This is a genomic window from Kribbella speibonae, from assembly GCF_004331375.1.
GTDB classification, from domain to species: domain Bacteria; phylum Actinomycetota; class Actinomycetes; order Propionibacteriales; family Kribbellaceae; genus Kribbella; species Kribbella sindirgiensis.
Genome location: NZ_SJKC01000002.1, coordinates 194311 through 217509, shown reverse-complemented (window position 1 = coordinate 217509; position 23199 = coordinate 194311). Strand labels below are relative to the sequence as shown.

General features: G+C 69.8%; 23 protein-coding genes. 9 read left to right on the top strand and 14 right to left on the bottom strand.

Features of this window, described 5'->3' with window-relative positions:
- Positions 1-3: 3 nt before the first annotated feature.
- Positions 4-1599: a M4 family metallopeptidase gene (locus E0H92_RS14495; RefSeq protein ID WP_131462033.1), complete on the bottom strand. Its 1596-nt coding sequence runs from the start codon at positions 1597-1599 to the stop codon at positions 4-6.
- 156 nt (positions 1600-1755) lie between these two features.
- Between E0H92_RS14495 and E0H92_RS14490 the strand changes: the two genes are divergently transcribed.
- On the top strand, positions 1756-2847 hold the full coding sequence (locus E0H92_RS14490; RefSeq protein WP_131496615.1) for a DNA polymerase domain-containing protein: 1092 nt from the start codon (positions 1756-1758) through the stop codon (positions 2845-2847).
- Between the two features lie 63 nt (positions 2848-2910).
- Entirely contained in the window at positions 2911-3381 is a 471-nt protein-coding gene (locus tag E0H92_RS14485; RefSeq protein ID WP_131462031.1) for a carboxymuconolactone decarboxylase family protein, read from the top strand.
- Between the two features lie 9 nt (positions 3382-3390).
- On the opposite strand, the gene E0H92_RS14480 is transcribed toward E0H92_RS14485, so the two are convergent.
- Positions 3391-4164, bottom strand: coding sequence for an SDR family oxidoreductase (locus E0H92_RS14480; RefSeq protein WP_131496614.1), 774 nt, complete (start codon positions 4162-4164; stop codon positions 3391-3393).
- An 80-nt stretch (positions 4165-4244) separates the two neighbouring features.
- Positions 4245-5033, bottom strand: a complete 789-nt coding sequence (locus tag E0H92_RS14475; protein WP_238173431.1) for an SURF1 family cytochrome oxidase biogenesis protein — start codon at positions 5031-5033, stop codon at positions 4245-4247.
- A 57-nt stretch (positions 5034-5090) separates the two neighbouring features.
- Between E0H92_RS14475 and moaA the strand changes: the two genes are divergently transcribed.
- The gene (moaA, locus tag E0H92_RS14470) at positions 5091-6110 is read left to right on the top strand and encodes a GTP 3',8-cyclase MoaA (protein WP_238173430.1); all 1020 of its coding nucleotides are present in this window, start codon (positions 5091-5093) and stop codon (positions 6108-6110) included.
- Positions 6111-6171: 61 nt separating this feature from the next.
- Here the strand turns inward: moaA and E0H92_RS14465 are convergent, their stop codons facing one another.
- Positions 6172-6375, bottom strand: coding sequence for a hypothetical protein (locus tag E0H92_RS14465; RefSeq protein ID WP_131462029.1), 204 nt, complete (start codon positions 6373-6375; stop codon positions 6172-6174).
- A 190-nt stretch (positions 6376-6565) separates the two neighbouring features.
- Positions 6566-6937, bottom strand: coding sequence for a DUF3099 domain-containing protein (locus tag E0H92_RS14460; protein WP_131462028.1), 372 nt, complete (start codon positions 6935-6937; stop codon positions 6566-6568).
- A 70-nt stretch (positions 6938-7007) separates the two neighbouring features.
- Here E0H92_RS14460 and E0H92_RS14455 point away from each other — a divergent pair, with 70 nt between their 5' ends.
- The 5 genes from E0H92_RS14455 (at position 7008) to E0H92_RS14435 (ending at position 11379) form a co-directional block, all read left to right on the top strand.
- On the top strand, positions 7008-7220 hold the full coding sequence (locus tag E0H92_RS14455) for a dodecin (protein WP_131462027.1): 213 nt from the start codon (positions 7008-7010) through the stop codon (positions 7218-7220).
- Between the two features lie 70 nt (positions 7221-7290).
- Positions 7291-7995 (top strand): 3-oxoacyl-[acyl-carrier-protein] reductase, encoded by a 705-nt coding sequence (gene fabG / locus E0H92_RS14450; RefSeq protein WP_131462026.1) that lies wholly within the window; start codon positions 7291-7293, stop codon positions 7993-7995.
- Positions 7996-8020: 25 nt separating this feature from the next.
- Complete coding sequence (fabI, locus tag E0H92_RS14445; RefSeq protein ID WP_131462025.1) at positions 8021-8791, top strand: enoyl-ACP reductase FabI; 771 nt, start codon at positions 8021-8023, stop codon at positions 8789-8791.
- Positions 8791-10476, top strand: coding sequence for a Mur ligase family protein (locus E0H92_RS14440; RefSeq protein ID WP_131496613.1), 1686 nt, complete (start codon positions 8791-8793; stop codon positions 10474-10476). The genes fabI and E0H92_RS14440 overlap by 1 nt, the downstream gene beginning before the upstream one ends.
- Positions 10477-10515: 39 nt before the next feature.
- Positions 10516-11379 carry a hypothetical protein gene (locus E0H92_RS14435; RefSeq protein ID WP_131496612.1) on the top strand — a complete coding sequence of 288 codons (864 nt, stop codon included), beginning with the start codon at positions 10516-10518 and terminating at the stop codon, positions 11377-11379.
- Here the strand turns inward: E0H92_RS14435 and E0H92_RS14430 are convergent.
- From E0H92_RS14430 to E0H92_RS14390, 9 genes are all read right to left on the bottom strand, one after another.
- Positions 11365-12525, bottom strand: a complete 1161-nt coding sequence (locus tag E0H92_RS14430; protein WP_131496611.1) for a Dyp-type peroxidase — start codon at positions 12523-12525, stop codon at positions 11365-11367. The genes E0H92_RS14435 and E0H92_RS14430 overlap by 15 nt on opposite strands.
- Positions 12522-13022: a copper chaperone PCu(A)C gene (locus tag E0H92_RS14425; RefSeq protein ID WP_238173429.1), complete on the bottom strand. Its 501-nt coding sequence runs from the start codon at positions 13020-13022 to the stop codon at positions 12522-12524. The genes E0H92_RS14430 and E0H92_RS14425 overlap by 4 nt, the downstream gene beginning before the upstream one ends.
- Positions 13023-13044: 22 nt before the next feature.
- Complete coding sequence (cphA, locus tag E0H92_RS14420) at positions 13045-15849, bottom strand: cyanophycin synthetase (protein ID WP_131496610.1); 2805 nt, start codon at positions 15847-15849, stop codon at positions 13045-13047.
- The gene (locus tag E0H92_RS14415; protein ID WP_238173428.1) at positions 15846-16937 is read right to left on the bottom strand and encodes a cyanophycinase; all 1092 of its coding nucleotides are present in this window, start codon (positions 16935-16937) and stop codon (positions 15846-15848) included. The genes cphA and E0H92_RS14415 overlap by 4 nt, the downstream gene beginning before the upstream one ends.
- An 18-nt stretch (positions 16938-16955) precedes the next feature.
- Complete coding sequence (locus E0H92_RS14410) at positions 16956-17939, bottom strand: zinc-binding dehydrogenase (protein ID WP_131496609.1); 984 nt, start codon at positions 17937-17939, stop codon at positions 16956-16958.
- An 18-nt stretch (positions 17940-17957) separates the two neighbouring features.
- Positions 17958-19337, bottom strand: a complete 1380-nt coding sequence (locus E0H92_RS14405; RefSeq protein ID WP_131496608.1) for a glycoside hydrolase family 16 protein — start codon at positions 19335-19337, stop codon at positions 17958-17960.
- A 79-nt stretch (positions 19338-19416) separates the two neighbouring features.
- A complete protein-coding gene (locus tag E0H92_RS14400) occupies positions 19417-20295 on the bottom strand; it encodes a GNAT family N-acetyltransferase (protein ID WP_131462018.1) in 879 nt (292 codons plus the stop codon).
- A gap of 28 nt (positions 20296-20323) precedes the next feature.
- Positions 20324-21541: a phosphoserine phosphatase SerB gene (gene serB, locus E0H92_RS14395; protein WP_131496607.1), complete on the bottom strand. Its 1218-nt coding sequence runs from the start codon at positions 21539-21541 to the stop codon at positions 20324-20326.
- A 74-nt stretch (positions 21542-21615) separates the two neighbouring features.
- Positions 21616-22350 carry a hypothetical protein gene (locus E0H92_RS14390; protein WP_238152686.1) on the bottom strand — a complete coding sequence of 245 codons (735 nt, stop codon included), beginning with the start codon at positions 22348-22350 and terminating at the stop codon, positions 21616-21618.
- Between the two features lie 61 nt (positions 22351-22411).
- Here E0H92_RS14390 and E0H92_RS14385 point away from each other — a divergent pair, with 61 nt between their 5' ends.
- A complete protein-coding gene (locus E0H92_RS14385) occupies positions 22412-23194 on the top strand; it encodes an ABC transporter ATP-binding protein (RefSeq protein WP_131462016.1) in 783 nt (260 codons plus the stop codon).
- Positions 23195-23199: the final 5 nt, after the last annotated feature.

Below are 23199 nucleotides of genomic sequence, written 5' to 3'. Positions count from 1 at the left end.
ACATCAGTTGACGCTGACAGCCGACCAGGTGGCGGCGACGGCGGCCCGCTCGGGGCTGCTGGCGCCGTACAGGTCGGTGGCCGCGTTCAGCGTCGCGGTCCGGGCCTGCGCGTACGTCGTACCGCTGGTCATGTACGTCGACAGCGCGCGGAACCAGATCTTGCCGAGCTTGTCGCGCCCGATGCCGTTCAGCGTCGTGCCGTTGCAGGTCGATCCGTTGTGCGGCAGACCGCCGATCGTCTTCGCGCCGGTGCCCTCGGCCAGCAGGTAGGCGAAGTGGTTCGCCACACCGGAGGAGTAGTGCACGTCGAGGTTGCCGACCCCGGAGGACCAGCAGTCGGCGGAGTTGCCGTCCTTGCTCGGCTTGTCCATGAACCGCAGCGCTGGGCGGTCCTTCATGATCTCCTCGCCGATGTAGTAGTCACCTGGGTCGGAGGCGTTGTTGGAGTAGAACTCGACGAGGGTGCCGAAGATGTCGCTGGTCGCCTCGTTCAGGCCGCCGGACTCACCCGAGTATGTGAGGTTCGCGGTGTGCTCGGTGACGCCGTGGGACATCTCGTGGCCGGCCACGTCGATCGAGACCAGCGGACCCGCCACGACGTTGTCGCCGTCGCCGTACGTCATCTGCTTGCCGTCCCAGAACGCGTTCACGTAGTTGGAGCCGTAGTGCACGCGGCTCGGGACGCCCTTGCCGTCGCCGAAGATCCCGTTCCGGCCGTGAACCGTCTTGTAGTAGTCGTACGTCGTCGCGGCGCCGTAGTGCGCGTCGACGGCGGCCGAGGCGCGGTCCGTGTTGACGCCGGTGCCCCAGTGGTTGTCCGCGTCGGTGAACCGGGTCGGGACCGGGCAGCCGAACCCGAACAGCTGGCAGAGGATCGAGTCGGTCTTGTTGTTGGCGTCGGCGGTGTAGCCGCCGCCCCGGGTGGCGTCGGTCAGCGTGTAGCCGCCGGTCGCCGTGGAGGTCTGCAGCGGCACGGTCCCGCTGTACAGGCTCTTGCCGTCACCGGTCGCGGTCTCGATGTGCTGCTCGCTGACCAGCTTCGCGCCGGTCAGGGCGTCCACGGTCGTCGTGATGCGGCTCGGCGTACCGTCGGCCTGGGTGCCGACCGCCGTGACCAGGTAGGCCAGCCGCGGTGCGCCCTTGCGGGCCTCGATCACCAGACTGGGCTTGCCGTCGGCCTTGAGGCCCTTGGCGAGCGCCTTGGTGGCGGCGGTCGCGCTGCTGACCTTCGGCGTACGGGCGACGTTCGCGCTCTTGCCCAGCGACAGGCTGGCGCCCTTGAAGGCGCCGTCCTTCGACTGGTGTACGACGACGTCGCCGCCGAGGACCGGGAGGCCCCCGATCGTGCGGTCCATCCGGACGTGGCTGGAGCCGTCGTTGTCGACGATCACGTCCTTGACCACGAACGCGTCGGCCGTGGTGGCGCGGAGCGCGGTCAGGTTGCTGCTGATCGCCTCCTTGGCCTTGGCGACGGCCGCGGCGGGTGTGGGGACAGGGGAAGCTGTTGGCGCACCGGTTGCTGTGGTGGCACTGGTCAGTCCGAGGGCGGTAGTGGTCACCACTGCGGTGGCAGCGGCGATCAGGGCGGATCTATTCATCCTCGCGCTCCTTGTCAGGTGTCCCGGGGGCCTCACGCCCCAGGAACGAGGTGCAGGAACGTTACCGCCCAGTCACCTACCGTGGCCAGAGGTCGAGAAAAGTTGCCTTTCCCGTGTACCGCACGGAATTTCCGATATTTCCGATACGGTCGCGGCATGGCGAAGAGCACGGCGGTGATGCTCACGGTGGGGGAGCGGGAGGTCCGGGTCTCCAGCCCCGACCGAGTGGTCTACGAGGCGACCGAGTGGGCGCCGGAGATCACGAAACTGCAGGTCTGCGAGTACTTCGCCGGCGTCGCGCCGGCCTTCATGCACGCGTCCGGCGACCGCCCGGTCGCGCTGGAGCGCTGGCCCGGTGGGTGGCGCGAGGGGATGACGCTGTCGGTGAACAACACCGGCCGCCAGACGGGGGACGGCTTCTACTCGAAGCGGCTGCCGAAAGGCGCGCCTGACTGGCTCGAAACCTGCCGTGTGCTCACGCCGAACGGACGCCCGATCGACGAGCTCTGCCTCAGCGAGCCCGCTGCCGCGGTGTGGGCGGCGCACATGGGCACACTGACCTTCCACCCGTGGGCCGTCCGCAAAGGCGATCTCGACCGCCCCGACGAGCTGCGCATCGACCTCGATCCACAGCCCGGAGCGACCTTCGCCGACGCCCGGCGGGTGGCCGGCGTCGCCCGGGAACTCCTCGAGGAACTGGGCCTGCGGGGCTATCCGAAGACCAGCGGCAACCGGGGGATCCACATCTACGTGCGGATCCGGCCGGACTGGAGCTTCGACGAGGTCCGGCACGCCGCGATCGGCCTCGGCCGCGAGCTCGAACGCCGCGACGACGGCGTCACCACCGCCTGGTGGAAGGAGGAGCGCGGCGAGGCGTCGATCTTCCTGGACTTCAACCAGAACCTCCGGGACCGCACCGTCGCGGGCGCCTGGTCGCTCCGCCCGCGCCCGGGAGCGCCGGTGAGTACGCCGATGACCTGGGAGCGGCTCGCCGAGGTCGACGATCCGCGGGCGTTCAACCTGCACACGGTTCCGGAGTACCTCGCCGACGGCGACCCGTGGGCGGACATGGACGACACGGCGTACCCGCTGGAGCCGCTGCTGCGGCTGTGGGAGGAACTGCCCGGCGGTGAGCTGAACTTCCCGCCGGACTACCCGAAGATGCCGGGGGAGCCGCCACGGGTCCAGCCGAGCAAGAAGGTCGCCGAGCACTGGGATGAGCAGGGCAACCGAATCGCCCCGGACTGACACTTTCCTGGGCTGTCTCGTCGGATGGGTGTCAACGAACTCATTCGCTAGGAGACACCTCTTATGAACGCTCGTCTGGACCTGTTCACCAACCCGGTCCTCGGCAAGTTCATCAAGCACCTCAACTCCGCGGCGCGGGTCGCGCTGGACGCCGGCGTACCGCTGGCCACCCTCGAGCTGGTCGAGCTCCGGGTCAGCCAGATCAACGGCTGCGCGTACTGCGTCGACATGCACTCGAAGGATCTCGCGCACCACGGCGAGACCACGGTCCGGATCAACCTGGTCGCGACCTGGCGCGAAGCCACCGTGTACACCGAGGAGGAGCGGGCCGCGCTCGCGCTGGCGGAAGCCAGCACCCGGATCGCCGACTCCGCCGGAGTGCCCGACGACGTGTGGCTGAACGCCGCCAAGCACTACGACGAGGAGCAGCTGGGTGCGCTGATCGCGGCCATCGCCGGGATCAACACCTGGAACCGCATCAACGTCATCACCCAGCAGCCGGCCGGCGACTACGTCCCCGGTCAGTGGGGGTGACGCGGCCCGTCAGAAGGTACGGAGGGCGCCGCCGTCGATCGGGATGATGGCGCCCGTGAGGTACGACGCCGCGGGAGAGAGGACGAACGCCGCGACCCGGCCGAACTCGTCGGGGGAGCCGTAGCGGCGCAACGGGATCGTCTTCTCCGCGGCCCGCCGGGACGCGTCGGGGTCGCCGCCGCGAGCATCGAGCTCCTTCAGGCGGTCGGTCGCGATGCGGCCCGGCATCAGGCCGTTCACCCGCATCCCGTTCGGTCCGAGCTCGTCGGCGAGCGTCTTCGCCACCATCGCGAGACCGGGCCGCAGACCGTTCGAGATCGCCAGGCCGGCGATCGGGGACTTCACCGACGACGAGAGCACGAACGCGATCGAGGTGTCCTCGGCGCCGGCCCGGGCGACCGCGCGAGCGATCCGCAGCCCGCCGAGGAACACGCTGTCGAACGCCGACCGCCAGTCCTCCTCGTCGGTGTCCAGCGCGGTCCCGGCCCGCGGCCCGCCGACGCTGATCAGCGCGCCGTGCAGCTCGCCCCATTTGGCGATCGCGGTCGCCGCCAGCCGCTCCGCGCTGTCCGGGTCGGCGTTGTCGACGGGGATCCCGACGACGCTCCCGCCGGCTCCCGGCAGCGCGTTCAGCTCCGCCGCGGCCCGTGCGATCGACTCCTCGTTGCGGCTGGAGATCACCAGCCGGGCGCCTTCGGCGGCCAGCGCCTTGGCCGTTGCGAAGCCGAGTCCGGCGCTCGCGCCGGTGACGATGTAGGTGCGATCACGCAGTCCGAGGTCCACACCACCATCCTGCCCCACCACACCCGGCCGCGCATCTCGTGCCGACGGCAAGCACCGTCGGTTGCGCAAGGCAACGAGACTCAGTCGGGGGCGCCGGCGTGGGCCTCGGACCGTTCGACGGCCTCGGGCTGCTGCTCCGCGGGCTTTTCTGCGGTCACCTGCTGCCGGGAGAAGTAGACCAGTCCGCCGAGCGCCAGCAGCGCGAAGAAGAACCACTGCAGCGCGTAGAAGAAGTGCGGCCCGTCGTCGATCTCCGGACCGGGGAACGAGCCGAACGCCGAATCGTTCGCCGGCTCCTGCTTGGTCACGGTGACGTAGCCGTCGTACAGGTTCAGCCCGAGCACCTTTGCGTAGTCCGGGCCGTTGATGAGTCGCGCCGTACCGTCGTCGGGCGTACCGCCGTTCGTGTGGCCGCCGCGTTCGCTGCGCTGTAGGCGGCCGGTGACGGTCACCTCACCAGTCGGTACGGCGGGGACGTGCAGCGGCATCAGCTCCGAGCTCTGCCGGGCCAGGAACCCGCGGTCGACCAGCACCGCCTTCCCGTCCGCGAGGACCAGCGGCGTGACGATCTCGAAGCCGGGCTTGTCCGAGACGTTGCGGTACTTCAGGACCACCTGCTTGGACGCGTCGTACCGTCCGGAGAGGACGACGGTGCGCCAGGCGTGCTGGTCGCCGACGACGCCCGGCGGACCCAGGATCTGGTCGATCGGGGCCGCCGGTGCGGCCAGGTTGGTTCGGGTCACCGTGTTCCGCGCCTTGCGTTCGTCGAGGCGATGCAGCTGCCAACGACCGAGTTGCACGCACACGCCGGCGAGCGCGATGACGGCCAGCGCGGCGACGATCCAGCGGATGTTCAGCAAGCGACGCACGTCTCGAACTTAAGCCATGCCCTGAAACGGCCGACGCCCGGCACGTACGCTGGGGACGTGACGACGATCCAAGAAGCGACTCACACCGGTCTGGCGGACCGCTACGGCCGGACCGCGACCGACCTGCGGGTGTCGCTCACGGACCGTTGCAACCTGCGCTGCACGTACTGCATGCCCGAAGAGGGCCTGGACTGGCTCGCGAAGCCGGAACTGCTCACCGACGACGAGATCGTCCGCCTGGTGTCGGTCGCGGTCACGCACCTGGGTGTGCACGAGATCCGCTTTACCGGAGGCGAACCGCTGCTCCGCCGCGGCCTGGTCGACATCGTCGCCCGTACGACGCAACTCACGCCACGTCCCGAGGTGTCGCTGACCACCAACGGGATCGGTCTCGCCCGGCAGGCCGTCGCACTGAAGGCGGCCGGTCTGGACCGGGTGAATGTGAGCCTCGACACCGTCGACCAGGAAATGTTCAAGAAGCTCACCCGGCGGGACCGTCTGCACGACGTGATCGCCGGGCTCGAGGCCGCGCACGACGCGGGTCTGACACCCGTGAAGGTCAATGCGGTCCTCATGCGCGGCGTGAATGACTCGAATGCGCCGCAATTGCTGGAGTTCTGCCTCGAGCGCGGGTACGAGCTGCGGTTCATCGAGCAGATGCCGCTGGACGCGCAGCACGGCTGGGACCGGTCGACGATGATCACCGCCGACGAGATTCTCGGGATGCTCACCGAGCGGTTCCACCTGACGCCCGACGACGCGTCGAAGCGGGGCAGTGCGCCGGCCGAGTCGTTCCTGGTCGACGGCGGACCGCAGACGGTCGGGATCATCGCGTCCGTCACGCGTCCGTTCTGCGGCGACTGCGACCGGGTGCGGCTGACCGCCGACGGTCAGGTCCGGGACTGCCTGTTCGCGCGCACCGAGTCCGATCTGCGGACCGCGCTCCGGGCCGGCGCCGACGACGCCGAACTGGCCGACCGCTGGCGTCGCGCGATGCTCAACAAACTTCCGGGTCACGGCATCAACGACCCGAGCTTCCTGCAACCGTCCCGCCCGATGTCCGCGATCGGCGGCTGAGAACATACCGGGGCCATACCGGCCCAATCCGGAAATGTAGTTTTTCGCTACGTCCACACATTCACTCGGTGAATGGCTCGACCTCGCGCAGGAATGACCGGCGGTCGAGGAAGTCGGACAAGCTGTCCTTGTGTTCGTCGCACGCCAGCCAGGTCTTGCGCCGGTCGGGCGTGTGGATCTTCGGGTTGTTCCACAGCAGTGCCCAGGTGGCCGCCCGGCCGCAGCCCTTGGCGGAGCAGACCGCGGGCATACCTTCTTCAGTCATCCGCGGGTGTCATTCCTCTGCATTCCTGATGGCTCAATAATCAATAGCGTGGGCAAAATGAAGCGACGTCGGACAGCCACGGGGGGAGCCGTCCGACGCCGCATCAAGTCCCTGAATTCCACTCATGAACTTCAGAGCACGCGGGAGATTCTGACACGGATCAGTCCAAGTTTTCCAGTCCCGGCCCAGATCACTTTTCGGTGTCGGCCGGACGGTCCTCAGAAGTGTCCCGGGAAGTGTCGTCTTCAGCCGGTACGACGACCGTCGGACGCTCCCCGATCGCGGGCCTCGCGGGCGCCAGATACGGGTCCGCGGCGGGTGTCGTCGCGGACCGATGGGCGTTCGCCAGCACGACCGCGAAGTACGGCAGCGCGATCGCTCCGACGACGAACAGCCAGCGCCACGGCGACGGCGTGACGACGGCGAGCACGAAGCAGACGATCCGGATCGACATCATCCAGGCGTAGCGCGCGATCCGGCTGTCCAGATCCTCGGACCGGCCCGGCTGCGCACTCGTCACCGAGACGACCGTCGCGTCGCTCCGCTCATGGCGTTTCGACATCTATCCTCCTCACAAACAACGGTACGCCGCGCCGCCCGCCCTGGCGCAGCCGGATGGAGAGAGGTTTGTCATGACCGATCGCACCTACCGGGTCACGGAGATCGTCGGCACCTCGAAAGAGGGCCTCAACCAGGCGATCACCAACGGGATCACCCGCGCCGGGGAGACGCTGCGGCACCTCGACTGGTTCGAGGTCACCGATATCCGCGGGCACCTGGCCGACAACCAGATCGATCACTACCAGGTGACGATGAAGGTCGGCTTCCGGCTCGAAGACTCCTGAGTCGTCCTGGGTCGGGAGCACCCGCGCCGGTGGGATAGCGTTCCTCCGTCCGACGATGTGAGGAGCGCTTGTGGGTAGGTCTGTGTTGGTGACCGGCGGTAGCCGGGGGATCGGGCTGGCGATCGCGACCGCGTTCAAGGAGGCGGGCGACCAGGTCGCCGTCACGTACAACACCAGCCCGCCGCCGGAGGGCTTCCTCGGCGTGAAGTGCGACATCACCGACCAGGCACAGGTCGATGCCGCCTTCGACACGATCGCGGAGCAGCACGGGCCGGTCGAGGTGCTGGTGGCGAACGCCGGCATCACCCGCGACACGCTGCTGCTGCGGATGTCCGACGACGACTGGGACGCGGTCGTCGAGACCAACCTGACCGGGTCGTTCCGGGTCGCGCGGCGGGCCGCGAAGGGCATGCTGCGGCTGCGCAAGGGCCGGATCGTGTTCATCTCCTCCGTGGTCGGCCTGCTCGGCTCGCCCGGCCAGGTGAACTACGCGGCCAGCAAGTCCGGCCTGATCGGTATGGCCCGCTCGATCGCCCGCGAGCTGGGCAGCCGCGGCATCACCGCGAACGTGGTCGCGCCCGGTTTCGTCGAGACCGACATGACCGCGGTGCTGCCGGAGGAGACCCAGAAGCAGTACCTGAGCCAGATCCCGCTCGGCCGCTTCGGTCTGACCGAGGAGATCGCGAACGCGGTCCGCTGGCTGTCGTCGGAGGAGGCCGGCTACATCACCGGCGCGGTGATCCCGGTCGACGGCGGCATCGGCATGGGCAACTAACTCGTCTCGTAGAAAGGGCGTGCCGGTGGGCATCCTCGACGGCAAGCGGATCCTGGTCGCCGGAGTCACCCTCGACTCGTCGATCGGCTTCGCCACGGCCAAGGTGGCGCAGGAACAAGGCGCCACCGTGCTGATCTCGAACTTCGGCCGCGCGCTGAGCATCACCAAGCGGATCGCGAAGCGGCTGCCGACCGAGCCTCCGGTCCTGGAGCTCGACGTCACGAACGCGGAGCACCTGGCCGCGCTGCCGGACGCCGTCCGTGAGCACGTCGACGGGCTCGACGGGGTCGTGCACTCGATCGCGTACGGCAACCCGGAGACGATCCTCGGCGGCAAGTTCCTGGACGGCCCGTGGGACGACGTGGCGCAGGCCGTCCACGTCTCGGCGTACAGCCTGAAGGCGCTGGCCGTGACCTGCGCGCCGCTGATGAGCCGTGGCGGCAGTGTCGTCGGGATGACGTTCGACGCGACCGTGGCCTGGCCCGGGTACGACTGGATGGGGGTGGCCAAGGCCGCTCTCGAGTCCACCAACCGTTACCTGGCGCGCGACCTCGGTGCGCAGGGCATCCGGTGCAACCTGGTCTCGGCCGGTCCGCTGAAGACCCTGGCCGCGAAGGCGATTCCGGGCTTCGAGAAGTTCGAGGAGCCGTGGCTGGACCGCGCCCCGCTGGGCTGGGACCCGTCCGACCTGGAGCCGACCGGGCGCACCATCGTGGCCCTGCTCAGTGACTTCTTCCCCTCGACCACCGGCGAGATCATCCACGTCGACGGCGGCTATCACGCGATGGGAGCGTAGTGGCGACTTCCCTGGTCGAGCTCCGCGTGCTCGACGGCGCCAACCTCTACTTCAGCCGCGCCGCGATCAAGCTGACGCTGGACGTGTCGGCGATCGCGGACGCGCCCGCGCCGGCGGCGAAGGCGTACGGACAGGCGATCGGTCTCGGCGCCACCCGTCCCGGCCGGATCGGCTCCGGTTTCCGGCAGCGGTTCGCGATCCGGGTCGCCGGTCACGTCGTCCGGCGGATCGCCCGGGAGGCCGGGATCGGGCGGATCGGCGTCCGGGTCCGCCCGGAGTCCGACGTACGGCGGCTCGTGGTGGCGTTCCCGTGGGCGCACGAAGGACGCGCGCGGGCCCTCGGAGCGGCGATCGTCGAGGTACTGGATGCCTTCGGCGCCGATGATCTGACCGAACTCATCCACACCGTCGGCGAGCGCGTGCGGGACGAGCCGCCGGGCAACCCGCCGCCGACGCTGCGGCCGAAGGTGCCGGTGGTCGCGGTCACCGGGACGAACGGCAAGACCACGACGTCGCGGATGATCGCGCACATCGGGCGCGCCGCCGGGCTGCACGTCGGCTGGTCGAGCACCGACGGCGTGTACTTCGACGGCGAACTGGTGAAGTACGGCGACTTCTCCGGCCCGAGCGGCGCCGGGCAGGTGCTGTCCCAGCCGGGGATCCAGCTCGCGGTGACCGAGACCGCCCGCGGCGGGATCCTGCGCCGCGGCATCGGCGTCGCGTTCAACGACGTGTCGGTGGTCACCAACGTGAGCGCGGATCATCTCGGCCTGGGCGGGATCGACACCGTCGACCAGCTCGCCGAGGTGAAGGCGGTGATCACGCATATCACCCGGCCGCGCGGCTGGTGCGTGGTGAACGGCGACGACCCGCGGACGTTCGCGATGCGGCTCGGCTCGCCGGCCAAGTGCTGGGTGTTCTCCCGCGACCCCGACTCGCCGTCGATCCGGACCGTGCTCGACGAGGGCGGCCGGGCGACGACCGTGCTCGACGGGTTCGTCACGGTGCTCGACGCCGCCCGCGACCCGGAGCCGTTGCTCAAGGTCGTCGACGTACCGATGACGCTGTCCGGGCTGTCGCACTACAACGTCGAGAACACCCTCGCCGCTGCGTCGGCGGCGCTCGGTCTCGGGCTGCCGCGGGCGGCGGTGGTCGAGGGCCTGAGCACGTTCGCGCCGAACGAGAACAACCCCGGCCGGATGAACATGTACTCGCTGCGCGACTTCACCGTCGTCATCGACCTCGCGCACAACGAGGCCGGGCTGGAAGCGCTGCTCGAGATCATGAACGGCGTCCGGCCGGAGGGCGGCCGGCTGATGCTGGCGCTCGGATCGCCGGGCGACCGGGCCGACGACATGGTCTCGGCGCTCGGGGCGATGGGTGCGCGGGCGGCCGACCGGGTGGCGATCGGCCACAAGAGCGACTACCTGCGCGGCCGGCCGCCGGAGGAGCTCGAGGCCGTGTTCCGGGAGGGCGCGGCGTCGGTCGGTGTCACCGACGTACCGGCGTTCCCGACCGAGCTCGCGGCGACGCAGGCGCTGGTCGCGGAGGCACGCCCGGGCGATGTGGTGGCGGTCATGTCTCTGCAGCATCGGGCGAGTCTTGACGAGTGGTTGCGGTCCGAGGGAGCTACTGTCGACACACCGGAGACCTTGAAGAGCAAGGTCGAGAGAGCCCAGCACTAGCCCCTTCCGCCCTTGGTTGGGGTGGGAACGGGGTTTGTGATGCGGTACCTCTGGTCGATTCCGGCCGCGGTCGTGGCCTGGTTCGTGGGCGGCTTCTCCGCGACGTATCTGAAGGGGCTGCCGGAGGGTACGACGTACTTCGTGCCGCCGCGGATCGATCTGGTGGTGCTCGGCGGGTTCGCCGGCGGCGTACTGGCCGGGCTGCTGATCGGGCGGATCCGGATCGCCCTACCCGTGGTGCTGGTCGTTGCCGCGGGCATGTGGTGGCTGACCGGGAACTCGTTCGGGCAGCGCGATCTGCTGATCACGTTGCTGGTGGCAAGCGCTGTCGGCGGGTTCTTCGGTGCCCTGGGCACCAGGAGCACGGTCGTCGCGGCGTTCGCGCTGGCCCTGCCTGTGGCCTGGACCGCGCTCCGGCCGGCCGAGCAACTGGCCAACTGGCAGTGGCTGTGGCAGCTGAACGGCCTGCTGGTCGGCGCCGGCCTCGCGATCCTGCTCTACATCGCCTGCTGGAAGCGCGGCTGGCGGTCGGTGGGGTCGTGGATCCCGCTGACCGGGTTCTACCTGGCGTGCTTCGGTATCGTCGCGTCCGTCCGCCTGGTCAGCCAGTCGACCGGGAAGCCGATGGACGCGGTCGGTGACGCGTCGACCGAGGCGTTCTTCCAGTCCTTCGAGCCGCTGCTGCGCGAGTACTGGCCGTGGATGGTCGTCGGCGTCCTGCTCGCGATCCCAATGGTGGCCCTCAAGCTCCGCGCCCTCCCGCCGCCACCGCCGCCCCCGGACCCGTACGCCGACAGGTCCAACGACGCCGTACTGTCCGACGACCTCGACTGGATCGACCAGCAAGAACCCCGCCGGCGTCTCCTCTCGCGGCGTCCGAGCGTGCAGTCAGCTCAGGAGTGACTGGCCGATCCATTCGCCGGGCTGGAAGCCGGGTGGGAGGGCGAAGACCGCCGAGCCGATCGTGGTGGTCCACTCGTTGAGGGCGTCGACCGCGTCCAGGCGGGTCAGTAGGGGGAGGAACTGACCTGCGACGTCGGCCTGGTGGCTGAGGAAGATCAGCCCGGACTCGCGGGCCGCTCCTGTGTCGTGGACGTAGTTCAAGCCTTTGCGGAAGATGCGGCGGCCGTCGTTCTCGGAGTGGTGCGAGAGGCGGGCGTGGGCGTTCTGGGCGATGACGAGGCGGCCGTCGGCGTCGCGGGCCTCGAGGTCGAGTTCGTCGTGTTCAGCGGTGCCGGTGAGCGGTGCGCCGGTGGAGAGTTTGCGGCCGACGGCGCGTTCCTGCTCGGAGCGGGTGAGTTCGTCCCAGGTGTCGAGGTTCAGGCGGATCCGGCGTACGACGAGCGTCGTGCCGCCGCGGAACCCGTCTTCGGTGGACCAGACGGTGTCGTCGAACTCCGGCGTACCGAACGCCGGGTTGCCGGTGCCGTCGACCTGGCCGAAGAGGTTGCGGCCGGTGACTGGTTCCCCGTTCGCGCCGGTGCTGTCCCAGAAGCCGATCTGGCGCCACAGCGGGGTGGCGAAGGGCTTGGCGTCCGCGATCAGTCGTCGTACGGCGTGCACCACGCTCACCGCGTCGTCTGCGCCGACCATCAGAAGGAGGTCTCCGCCTGACCAGGTGGGTTGCAGCCGGTCGTGCTTCATGACGGGGAGATCGTCCAGTCCGCGGGGCTTATGTCCGGTCAGGTCGAAGACCCGCGGCCCGAACCCGACCGTCACCGTCACGCTCTTGTTCGCGACCGCCAGCTCCGGCGCCGTGTCCCCAGGCGCCGGTCGTCCGTCGGCCAGCGCGACGATGTCACTCGTCCACAACCGCATCAACCGCCCGAGCCCCGCCCGATCCGTCGCCAGCCTGAACGCCACCAACTCAGCCGCAGCCGGCGCCCCACGAGCAATCCCCACCTGATGCTCCCCGTACGGCGAGATCGTCCGGGAGACGGGTTCAGGTGTGGTGCTGTCCTTGGCCAGGGCAACGACAGCACCACCGGTCGCCGCGGCGCCGGCTGCGGCCGCACCGGCGTACCCGAAGAACTGTCGTCTGGTAGTCACTTGGTGCTGGGGGTGGGGTGGTAGTGCTCTTCTTCCTCGGTGAACGCCTTCACCGGGACCTTCAGGTCGTGGGTGGTGTTGTCGGAGAACTTGAGCGTCAGCGGGACCTCGTCGCCGGGCTTGAGCGGCTGCTTCAGGGACATCAGCATGATGTGGTCTCCGCCGGGGGAGAGGTGGGCGTGGGAGCCGGCGGGGACGGTGATGCCGCCGGGCTTCTCGCGCATCACCATCTTGCCGTCCTGCATCGCCATCTCGTGCAACTGCACCGTTCCGGCGATCGGTGACGTTGCCGAGGTCAACTTCACGTCGGTGTCACCGGGATTGGTCAGCGACAGGAACGCGGCCGTCATCGTGGTGTCCTTCGCGCCGGTCGTCGCCCGCACCCATGCGTCCTCGACCAGGATGCCGGGCGTGCTGACCGCAGCCTCCTGGGTCGCATTCGATCCGCACGCGCCCAGCAGGAACGGCACCAGCAGCAACAGCAGCTTCGTCTTCACGCAACGGCCAACGAGACTTGCCCTAGGCAAGTTCCCGCGGCGACTCGTCTGTGATCTCTTCGTCGGGTTGCACGAAGTCGGGGTCGCCGCCCTCGTCACCGGACCGCGCCCCGGCCTGCGCGAGGTGCGACACCGATTCGAGTTCCGCGAGTACCGACTGGTGCTGGTCGACGCACAGCACGACGAGGTCACCCGGGTTCGACCGCCCCAGCGCGAACCGGACCGCTTCGAGCTCGTCGAGTACGACGTCCACTCGCCGGCACCGCGCACCGCTGTCCATCGCGGCCTGGACGCCGGACTGCACGAGACCCGCCGACTCGCCGCGCTTGCGCCCGCGCAGCCGGGCGTCCTCGCGGACGATGACCACGTCGAAGTGCTGCGCCGCGACCTCACCGAGTTCGCGGATGTCGTCGTCGCGCCGGTCGCCCGCGGTCGCGATCACACCGATCCGCGACGGCCGCCCGACCTCGGACGACGCGCTCAGGCTCTCCCCGAGCCGATCGACGAAGTCGCCGAGCATCCGCATCGCCGGCGCGTTGTGGCAGTAGTCGACGATCACGCTGCGGCCGTCGACGTCGATCTCGTTCAGCCGGCCCGGCGACAGGTAGTACGACGTGTTGAACGTCCGCAGGCCCTGCCGGATGTCGTGCAACGGCGCACCCGCCGCGAACGCCGCCGCGGCCGCCGCCATCGCGTTCTGCACGTTCATCATCGCCCGCCCGCCGAACGTTGCCGGCAGCAAATGGGTCCACGCGAGCTGCATCGAGCGGCGCCCGTGCTTGACCACGATCATGTCGCCCAGGTCCGAGCGCTCCAGCACCACGGCCCGCCCGCCGCGGCGGCAGTGCCCCTCGATGTAGTCGCGGACCTCGCTGCCCGGCTCGGCCATGCTGAACCACACGACCTGCCCGGAGCATTTCCGGCGCATCTTGCGCACCAACGGGTCGTCGGCGTTCAGTACGGCGTACCCGGTCCGCGGCACCGCCTCGACCAGCACGGCCTTCACATCGGCCAGCTGTTCGAGGGTGTCGATCCCGCGCAGGCCGAGGTGATCCGGCTGCACGTTCAGGACGACAGCCACGTCGTTGCGCTCGTACCCGAGCCCTTCCCGCAGGATCCCGCCGCGCGCCACCTCGAACACCGCGAAGTCGACGCGCGGGTTCTGCAGCACCATCCGCGCCGACTTCGGGCCGGACGCGTCCTGCCGGATCACCAGCCGCTCGTCGATCACGATGCCGTCGGTCGACGTCATTCCGACCTTGCGGCCCATGCCCTTGAAGACGTGGCTGATCATCCGCGACGTGGTGGTCTTCCCGTTCGTCCCGGTGACCGCGACGATCGGGATCCGGCTGACCGCACCGGGCGGGAACAGCATGTCCACCACCGGCTTCGCGATGTACTGCGGTTCGCCGATCGTCGGGTTGGTGTGCATCCGGAACCCGGGCGCCGCGTTCACCTCGCAGATCGCGCCGCCGGTCTCCCGCACCGGCTGGGTGATGTCCGGGCAGATGAAGTCGATCCCGGCGATGTCCAGCCCGATCATCCGGGCCGCCTCCTCGGCGATCTCGACGTTCTCCGGGTGCGCCTCCCAGGTCCGGTCGATCGAGATCCCGCCGGTGGACATGTTGCCGGTCAGCGTGAGCTTCACCATCACGTCCTCCGGCGGTACGTCGTCCAGGTCGAAACCCTGGTCGCGCACCAGCTGGCGGGCCGCGTTGTTGATCGTGATCCGGGTCAGGATCTTCTCGTGCCCGACACCGCGCCGCGGGTCTGCGTTGGTGATGTCGACGAGCTCGGCCACGGTGTGCACGCCGTCGCCGACGACGTGCGCCGGCACGCGTTCGGCGATCGCCTCCATCCGGCCGTTGATGATCAGGCACCGGTAGTCCTTGCCGGTGACGAAGTTCTCCACGATCACGTACCCGCGCCGGGACTGCTCGGCCGCGATCGGGAACGCCTCCCGGACCGCGTCGGCGTCCTGCAGGTTCAGGCAGACGCCGCGGCCGTGGTTGCCGTCGAGCGGCTTGCACACGACCGGGTAGCCGATCTTGCCGGCCACCGCCACGGCGTCCTCGACCGCGCGCACCGACTCCGACCGCGGCACCGGCAGACCGGCCGACGCGAGCAGCCGGGTGGTCAGGTCCTTGTCGCTGGCGACGTCGACGGCGATCGAGCCGGTCTCGGACGTCATCGTGGCCCGGATCCGCTTCGCGTGCACGCCCTGCCCGAGCTGAACCAGACTCGCCTTGTTGAGCCGGATCCACGGGATGTCCCGGGACACCGCCTCGTCCACGATCGCCTGCGTCGAGGGGCCGAACGCGGTCCGCTCGGCCTGCTTGATGAACTTCTCCAGCTCGGTGGTGAAGTCGAACGCGGGATCCGGCTGGACGAGATTGTTGACGAACCGTACGGCGAGCTCGCCCGCCGCGAGCCCGACGGGTTCGTCGGCGTACGCGTAGGTGATGTTGTAGACGCCGGGCGAGCCTTTGACCTGGCGCGTCTTGCCGCGGCGCATGTCGTGGCCGGCCTCCTGCTGAAGCTGCAGCGAGACGTGTTCGGCGATGTGGCCGAGCCAGGTGCCTTCGTACAGGCGCTCGATGAACCCGCCCTTGCGGCCGCGCGAGCAGTGGTGCTGGTCGAGCCGGGGGAGGTCCGCGAGCAGCCGCTCGGTGAAGCCGGGGATCGTGTTCGACGGGAAGTTCTCCAGCGAGCCGAGGTCGACGACCAGGTGGATCGCGGGGTCGTAGCTCCAGATGTTCGGGCCGCGGTAGACGCGGGTCTCGATGATCTTCAGATCCGGAGCCGGGGTGCCGTGCGTTTCGGTCATGGGTTTTCGCTGTCTGCTCGCGTCGGGTCGGGGGAGACGGGGTCGGCGCCGGCCGCCTGTGTTGATCTGCTCAGGGGCTCGGTCGCCCCCGGTCTGGACTCCCCGGCCCCGATCGCTGACTTGGCTGACGTGGCCGACTTCGCCGTACGGCGTCCTGCCCGGCGCTTCCGCTCCTCGTAGTACCTCGGCGACACGCCCTCGGCCGCGATCTCCTTGGCGAGCTTGCGCAGATCGGCCTCGGCGGCGGCCATCTCGGCGATCTCCTCCGCCGGCGGCTGCGGGCCGTACGACAGCAGCACCCGGTTCTGCAGGTCGAACGTCGCGGTGGCGGGCAGCACATGCAGCACGACGCCGGACGCGAGAATCGGCTCGGACCGCTTGGCGTTGTGGGCGTTCGACGTGATCCGGGTGCCGTCGAAGATCGTCACCGCGCCCCGGCCGACGACCTCCAGGTGGGTGCCGCGAACGACCGCGGCGGTGTCCTCGTCGACGCCGATCCCGAGCAGGCCGGGGGACTGGGCGACGAGCGACAGCAGCCGGCCGTACCGGTTGCGCTGCGCGAAGTGCTGGTCGACGATCGCGCCCTGTACCAGGCCGAGTCCGCCGGACAGCTGGCTCATCCGCTGCCGCGGGGTGGCGCCGGAGCGGCCGAAAGCGATCATGTGTTCCGCGAGGATGCTCGCGCCGGCCGACGTACCGCCGACGGCCGCGCCCCGCGCGTGCGCGGCGGTGACCGCGCGACCGAACGCCGTACCGGTCACGACGCCTGCGAGCTTCAACTGGTTGCCCCCGGTCATGAACACCCCGGTGGCGTCGTTGAGCGGCGAGATGAACGCCGGGTCGTCCGCGTCCTCCCGGTTCTCCGGGCGCACGCCGACGACGCTCTCGGCGCCGAGCGCCGCGAACAGCGCCCGGTACACGTCGACGACGTCAGGCCCGAGCGCGGACGCGGTCGGAACCACCACGATCCGCGCCTTGGACCCACCCGCCGCATCAACGAACTCCTGCAGCACCGTCCGCTTCTTCAGCTTGTCCTCGGCCCCACCAATAGCAAACAGGGCCCCCGGCCCACCCTGCAGTTCAGACATAAGCCGAAGGATAGGTGCTCAGCCCCGCTCGGACCGCATTTGCACCCTCAGCACCGCACGCCCCCGAACCCGCCGCTCCCGCACCGCGTCAAGCACCTCCGCCGCCTCCTGCCACGGCCGCTCCACCGCGACACCGACATCCAGCTTGGTCTCCGAGACCAGCCGCACGAGCCGCACCAGCTCCGCATGCAGCGTGTCGTGTGCCGTCACCTCGTCCAGGTCGTCGAGGAACACGATCCGCGCACCCGCGGAGCGATCCCGTCGCCAGGTCCGGAAACTCACCTGTTCGTCCCGGGTCGGCGTGGCGACCGACACGAGCAGACTGCCGGGCTCGAGTGACTCGATCGCCTCGCCGAGGACCTCACCCCCGACGGTGTCGATGATGAGATCTGGCCGGCTGCCCAGGTGATCACTCACGATCTCCGCACCAGGAACGGCGGCGAGCGGGTGTCGCGCCCGCTCGCCGGCTCGCACGAACGCTCGTACGTGCGCACCTCCGAGATTGGCGAGCTGGCAGGTGAGCCGGCCCACGGCACCGCGCGCCCCGGTGACCAGTACCTCCTTGCCCAACAGAAATCCGCCGAGTTCAAGAGCACGTAGTGCGGCCAGACCGGGCGTGGGCAGGGTCGAGCCGAAGACGTCGCCGACGTTGTCCGGCAGCCCGGCGAGCCGGGTGTACGGAACGGCGACGAGCTCGGCCCACGCCTCACGCGACACGGTGCCGACGACCCGGGCGCCGAGAACGGCCCTCATTGTGGCCGTCGGATTGATGGCGGCGGGGTATTCCACCAGCATGCCGGCGAAGTCGCGGCCGGGGACCGTGGCTTCGGGGACGTTCTGCTCCCCGAAGCCGGCGGTCGGCCAGGCGCCTGTGAGGTCCAGTAGGTCGCGGTGCGTGATGGCGAATGTGTTCACTCGGACGATCGCCTCGTGCGAGAGCGGGACGGGATCCGGGACCTCCCGGAGCACGACCGACGATCCGCTCCTGGTGAGCGCCAGCATCTTCCGACGGTACGGCGGTTAGTGGGTGAACGTGAACCAGTTGAGGTTGACGAAGTCGGATGGTTGGCCGCTGGTGAAGGTTAGGTAGAGGTCGTGGGTGCCGGTGACTGCGGTGATGTTGGCGGGGACTGAGCGCCAGGACTGCCAGCCGCCGGTGTTGGCTATGGCGAAGCTGCCGATTGGTGGGTTGGTGCGGCTGTCCAGGCGTACTTCGACCAGCCCGCTGACTCCGCCTGCGGCGCCGGACGCTACGCGGGCGACGAACTGGGTTGCAGGCGTGCTGCCGAAGTCGATGCTGCGGTAGAGGGCCCAGTCGCCGTTACCGACCTGCATCAGGTTCTGGCCGCCACCGGTGTCGGAGGTCGTCTCGACACCCGTCCCGCCCTGCTGCTGGAACGCCTCGGCTTGCAGCGTGCTGTACGCGCTGCCGCCGCCACCCGGCGGCGGTGTGGTCGGCGGGGTGGTCCCGCCGCCCTTCGACGACACGGCCACGTAGTCCACGATCATCGGCTTGTCGGGCACCGTCGAGGCCCGCGGGGTCGGGCCGTTGAGCGCATCCGGGAACGCTCCGCCGATCGCGACGTTCAGCAGCACGAAGTACCCGGCGTGCGAGGTCATGTTCGTCCACGTGTCCGCGGGCAGCTGGCCCTGACTGATGGAGTGGAACTGCTGCCCGTCGACGTACCAGCGCAACTGGTTCGGCGAGATGCTCGTGTCCCATTCGAAGCGGTACGTGTGGAACCCGGCCTGGCAGGTCGCGCCCGGGCAGGCCCGGCTGTTGGCGATCCCACTGGTCTCGTTGCACGGGCCGCCGGGGTTCACGCCGCAGTGCAGCACGCCCCAGACCGAGTTGATCCCGTTGACGTTCTCCATGATGTCGAACTCGCCGATCCCCGGCCAGTTCCAGTAGTTCCCGCGGTACGGCGCACCGAGCGCCCAGAACGCCGGCCAGTACCCGAGCGCGGCGTCGCCGGTGACGTTCGGCATCTGGATGCGGCTCTCGATCGCCAGCACCCCGCCGGCGGGCGGTTTGAAGTCGCTCCGTTGCGTCTCGACCCGGGCGGAGGTCCAGTTGCCGGCGCCGTCGCGGCGCGGCGTGATGCGCAGGTTTCCGGTGCCGTCGAGGGACAGGTTGTTCGGGCTGTTCGTGTAGTTCTGGATCTCGCCCGTACCCCAGTTCCCGGGACCGCCCGGGTAGCCGTGGCCGGTGTCGATGATCCAGTTGGCAGCGGACGGCAGTGCACCGCTGGCGCCGTCGAAGTCGTCGCTCCAGACGGTCGACCAGCCGGCGGGTGGTGGTGGGACGTTGGCCTCCGCCGACCCGCCGATCGCCACGACGGCGATCAGCGGGGCGAGCAGCGGGAGGGCCAGGGCGAGTGCGATGGGGCGGATACGCATGTCGACCTCCAGGGGCGGTGGATGAGTCCATGGGAGCGCTCTCACGGCGGTGTGTCAACAGTTCGCGACACGCTGGTGTTCAGAGCGCGGTGCGGTAGACGGTCGTGCTGCGGCGTACCGACATCCCCAGCCGCTGGTACATCGCCAGCGCGCCGGTGCCCGAGTGGGTCCAGAGCGTCAGCGTTTCCTTACCCCGGCGGCCGGCTCCCAGGGCCGCGTAGGTGAGGAGTGCGCGGGCCAGGCCGCGGCCGCGGAAGTCCCGCCGTACGGCGACCTGGTCGACGTACCCGTCGGGGGAGTCCGCGAGATCCAGACTGATCGCGGCGCCGACGATCTCGTCGCCGGCGACTGCCACCGGTGACAGCTCGGGATCGAAGCTCGAGCGCTCGATGGTCATCCCGGCCCACTCGTCGTACTCGTGCCGCCGCGGCTGCCACTCGTCGAACGCGTCCTGCAGAACCTGGTGCACGGCCCGCTCGTCACCGGGCGCGCACGGCCGCAGCGTGACGCCGTCGGGCAGTGTGGGTGCAGCACCCGAGACCGGCCGCTCGAGCAACCAGTTCGTCGCGAGTACGTCGTACCCGCGGGCCCGCAGCAACGCCGTACCGGCCTCGTCCGCGTCGTCGACCGTCTGCGCGAGCCAGTCACTGCCGTGTTCGCGCGCCCGGGCCTCCGCCCAGTCGAGCAACTGAGTCCCCAGACCGAGACCGACGTACGACGGACGTACGTCGACCTGCGCGCGCCGCCCGCCGTGAACCCAGGCCCACGCGACGATCTCGCCGTTCGCTTCGACCACCCTCGTGTCGAGGTCGAGCGTGATGAGCGGCCGTTGGAGGTCGGCGGCCACCTGGTCCGGGGCGCGCTCGGTCTCTCCGTGCCAGAGCTGTTCGGCCGCGGCGATCAGCTGATGGATCGCGGGTGCGTCGTCGAGGGTGGCGGGGCGGGTCGAGAAGTCCATGGCCCCGATCGTGCCGTATCAGGCTGTATCAGGCCGGGGTTTCCGCGTCGGCGGCTTCGACTTCCTCGCGGGTGATGCCGAGCAGGTAGAGGATCGTGTCCAGGTACGGAACGCTCAGGTGGGTGTCGGCGGCCGCGCGGACCACCGGCTTGGCGTTGAACGCGACGCCGAGGCCGGCGGCGGCCAGCATGTCGAGGTCATTGGCGCCGTCGCCGATCGCGACCGTCTGGGACAGCGGCGTACCGGACCGCTGGGCGAACTGGCGGAGCGCGGTCGCCTTGCCGGGGCGGTCGACGATCTCGCCGACGACGCGGCCGGTGAGGACGCCGTCGACGATCTCCAGCTCGTTGGCCTTGGCGTAGTCGATACCGAGCTCGGCGGCCAGCTTGTCGGTGATCTGGCTGAACCCGCCGCTGACGATCGCGAACTGGTACCCGAGCCGCTTGAGCGTGCGGACCAGCGTGCGCGCACCGGGCGCCAGCTCGATCGCGGCGTACACCTCGTCGAGGGCCGACGCGGGCAGTCCTTCGAGGGCCTCGACCCGGTTCCGCAGCGAGTCGGCGAAGTCCAGTTCGCCGCGCATCGCCTGTTCGGTGACGGCGGCGACCTCGGCCAGCCGGCCGGCGTGGTGGGCGAGCATCTCGATCACCTCGCCCTGGATGAGCGTCGAGTCGACGTCCATCACGATCAGCCGCTTCGCCCGCCGGTACAGCCCGCCGTCCTGGACGGCGATGTCGAGACCCTGCCGGACGCCTTCCAGCGCGAGCACGGTGCGGAGGACTTCGGGATCGGCGCCGGAGACGGCGAACTCCATCGCGGTCACCGGGTACCGCGCCATCCGGCTGATCCGGTCGATGTTGGCGCCGGTGTCGGCGATCCGTCCGGCGACCGCCGCGAGTCCGGCCGCGGACAACGGGCGGCCGATCACGGTCACCTGGCTGCGGCCCTTGCGCCGCGGCTCGTTGTCGCCGACACCTTTCTTCACCGAGATGTCGACGTCGATGATGTCGGCGAGCGCCTTCAGCTCTTCCTTGAGTTTCTTGTGGTCGCGCGGCGCGGACAGCAGCACGCCGAGGATCAGCCGGCCCCGAAGCACCACCTGCTCGGCGTCGATCACCTCGAGCCCACGGGTCGCGAGCGTCGACAGTACGGCGGACGTCAGTCCCGGCCGGTCGCTGCCCGTCAACGTCACCAGCACCGTCGGCCGGTCCGCCGACCCGCTCTCAACCTCACTGAGCTCTGTCATCGAACCCAAACGCTACCTAAATGAGATGACGGTCCGGTGTCCGGTCCAAATCCCAGGCATGAATCGGGCGCGCATCAGGCGTGGAGCGGCGGCGCGCAGGCGGCGACCAGAGCCCGGCGGGCGGCCGACGCGAGGCCGAGCAGCGCGCGCCGCCGGGCATCGGCCTCCGCTCCGGTCACCGCCGCGCCATCGTCCTCGAGCGCGGCATCCGCGATCGCCAAGCAGCGCCGGGCGGTTGCCGCGGCCTTCACAGCGCGTGGCTCGTACCCCGGCGCCAGATCGTCACCGCGGCCCTGGCCGATCCGCCGAATGTCGATCAGCGCGTCCGCGACCTCCGGCTTCCACCGCGCGACATCCAGAGCGGCCAACGACTCCGCAGCGTCGATCAGCGCCAACCGCAACCCGCGGTCCGCCTCACCGAGGTCGGCAGGCAGCGGCGAAGCGGCCGGCAGCGCAGTCCACTGCACCGCGGGACCGACGTACGCCGGAACGAGTCCGAGCTCCGGCCCTGTGAGGACAACGGCTTCGCCGGTCTCCAGTGCGGCCTCGTTGAACGGCGGCGGTCCGGCCAGACCGATCGGGTCACCCGGCACCGGCAGCGCGAGGTGCGCCTGTGTCGTGCCCGCGGCGCGCAGCAGATTCAGTGCGACCGGCAGAGTGGCCGGTTCGGGATGCCCGGCGAGGCCGGCGACGTGGTGACCGACGTCGTCACCGAGGATCTTCTGCGCGGCGGTGTCGGGGTCGCAGGCACCGGTCAGCATCGCGTTGGTCCACACCGTGAACCGAACCGAGGCGGAGGTCGTCAGCACGCCCGCAAGTCTCGCACCACCCGGCCGCCGATCGGCAACGGCGACCCCTTAGGTTTTGACCATGACTGCAGTGGTGGAGCTGGCGGGGGTGACGATCGTCCGCGGTGACGCGCGGCTGCTCGACGGGATCGACTGGGCGGTCGACGAGGCCGACCGGTGGGTCGTGATCGGGCCGAACGGCGCCGGCAAGACGACGCTGCTGCAGATCCTTGCCGCCCAGCTGCACCCGACCGCCGGGGTCGCCGGACTGCTCGGTGAAGTTCTCGGTGCGGTCGACGTGTTCGAGCTGCGTCCGCGGATCGGGTTGACCAGCGCCGCGCTCGCCGACCGGTTGCCGAGAAGCGAGCGGGTGTCCGACGTGGTGATGTCGGCGTCGTACGCCGTCCTCGGCCGCTGGATCGAGGAGTACGACGAACTGGACCACGAACGCGCCAACGCATTGCTGGCCGAACTCGGGATCGCGCACCTGGCCGACCGGACGTTCGGCACGCTGTCCGAGGGGGAGCGCAAGCGCGTCCAGATCGCCCGCGCGCTGATGACCGACCCCGAGCTGATGCTGATGGACGAGCCCGCGGCCGGTCTCGACCTGACCGGACGCGAGCAACTGGTCCGCTCGCTCAGCTCGATCGCGACCGCGGTCGGTGCGCCCGCGATGGTGCTGGTCACCCACCACGTCGAGGAGATCCCGCCCGGTTTCACCCACGCCCTGCTGCTCAAGCAGGGCCGTATCGTCGCCGCCGGTCCGATGGACGAGGCACTGACCGCCGAGACCCTCAGCGAGACGTTCGATCTGGCCCTCACCCTCAAGCAGGAGGACGGCCGCTACACCGCCCGCGCCCTCTGACCGGA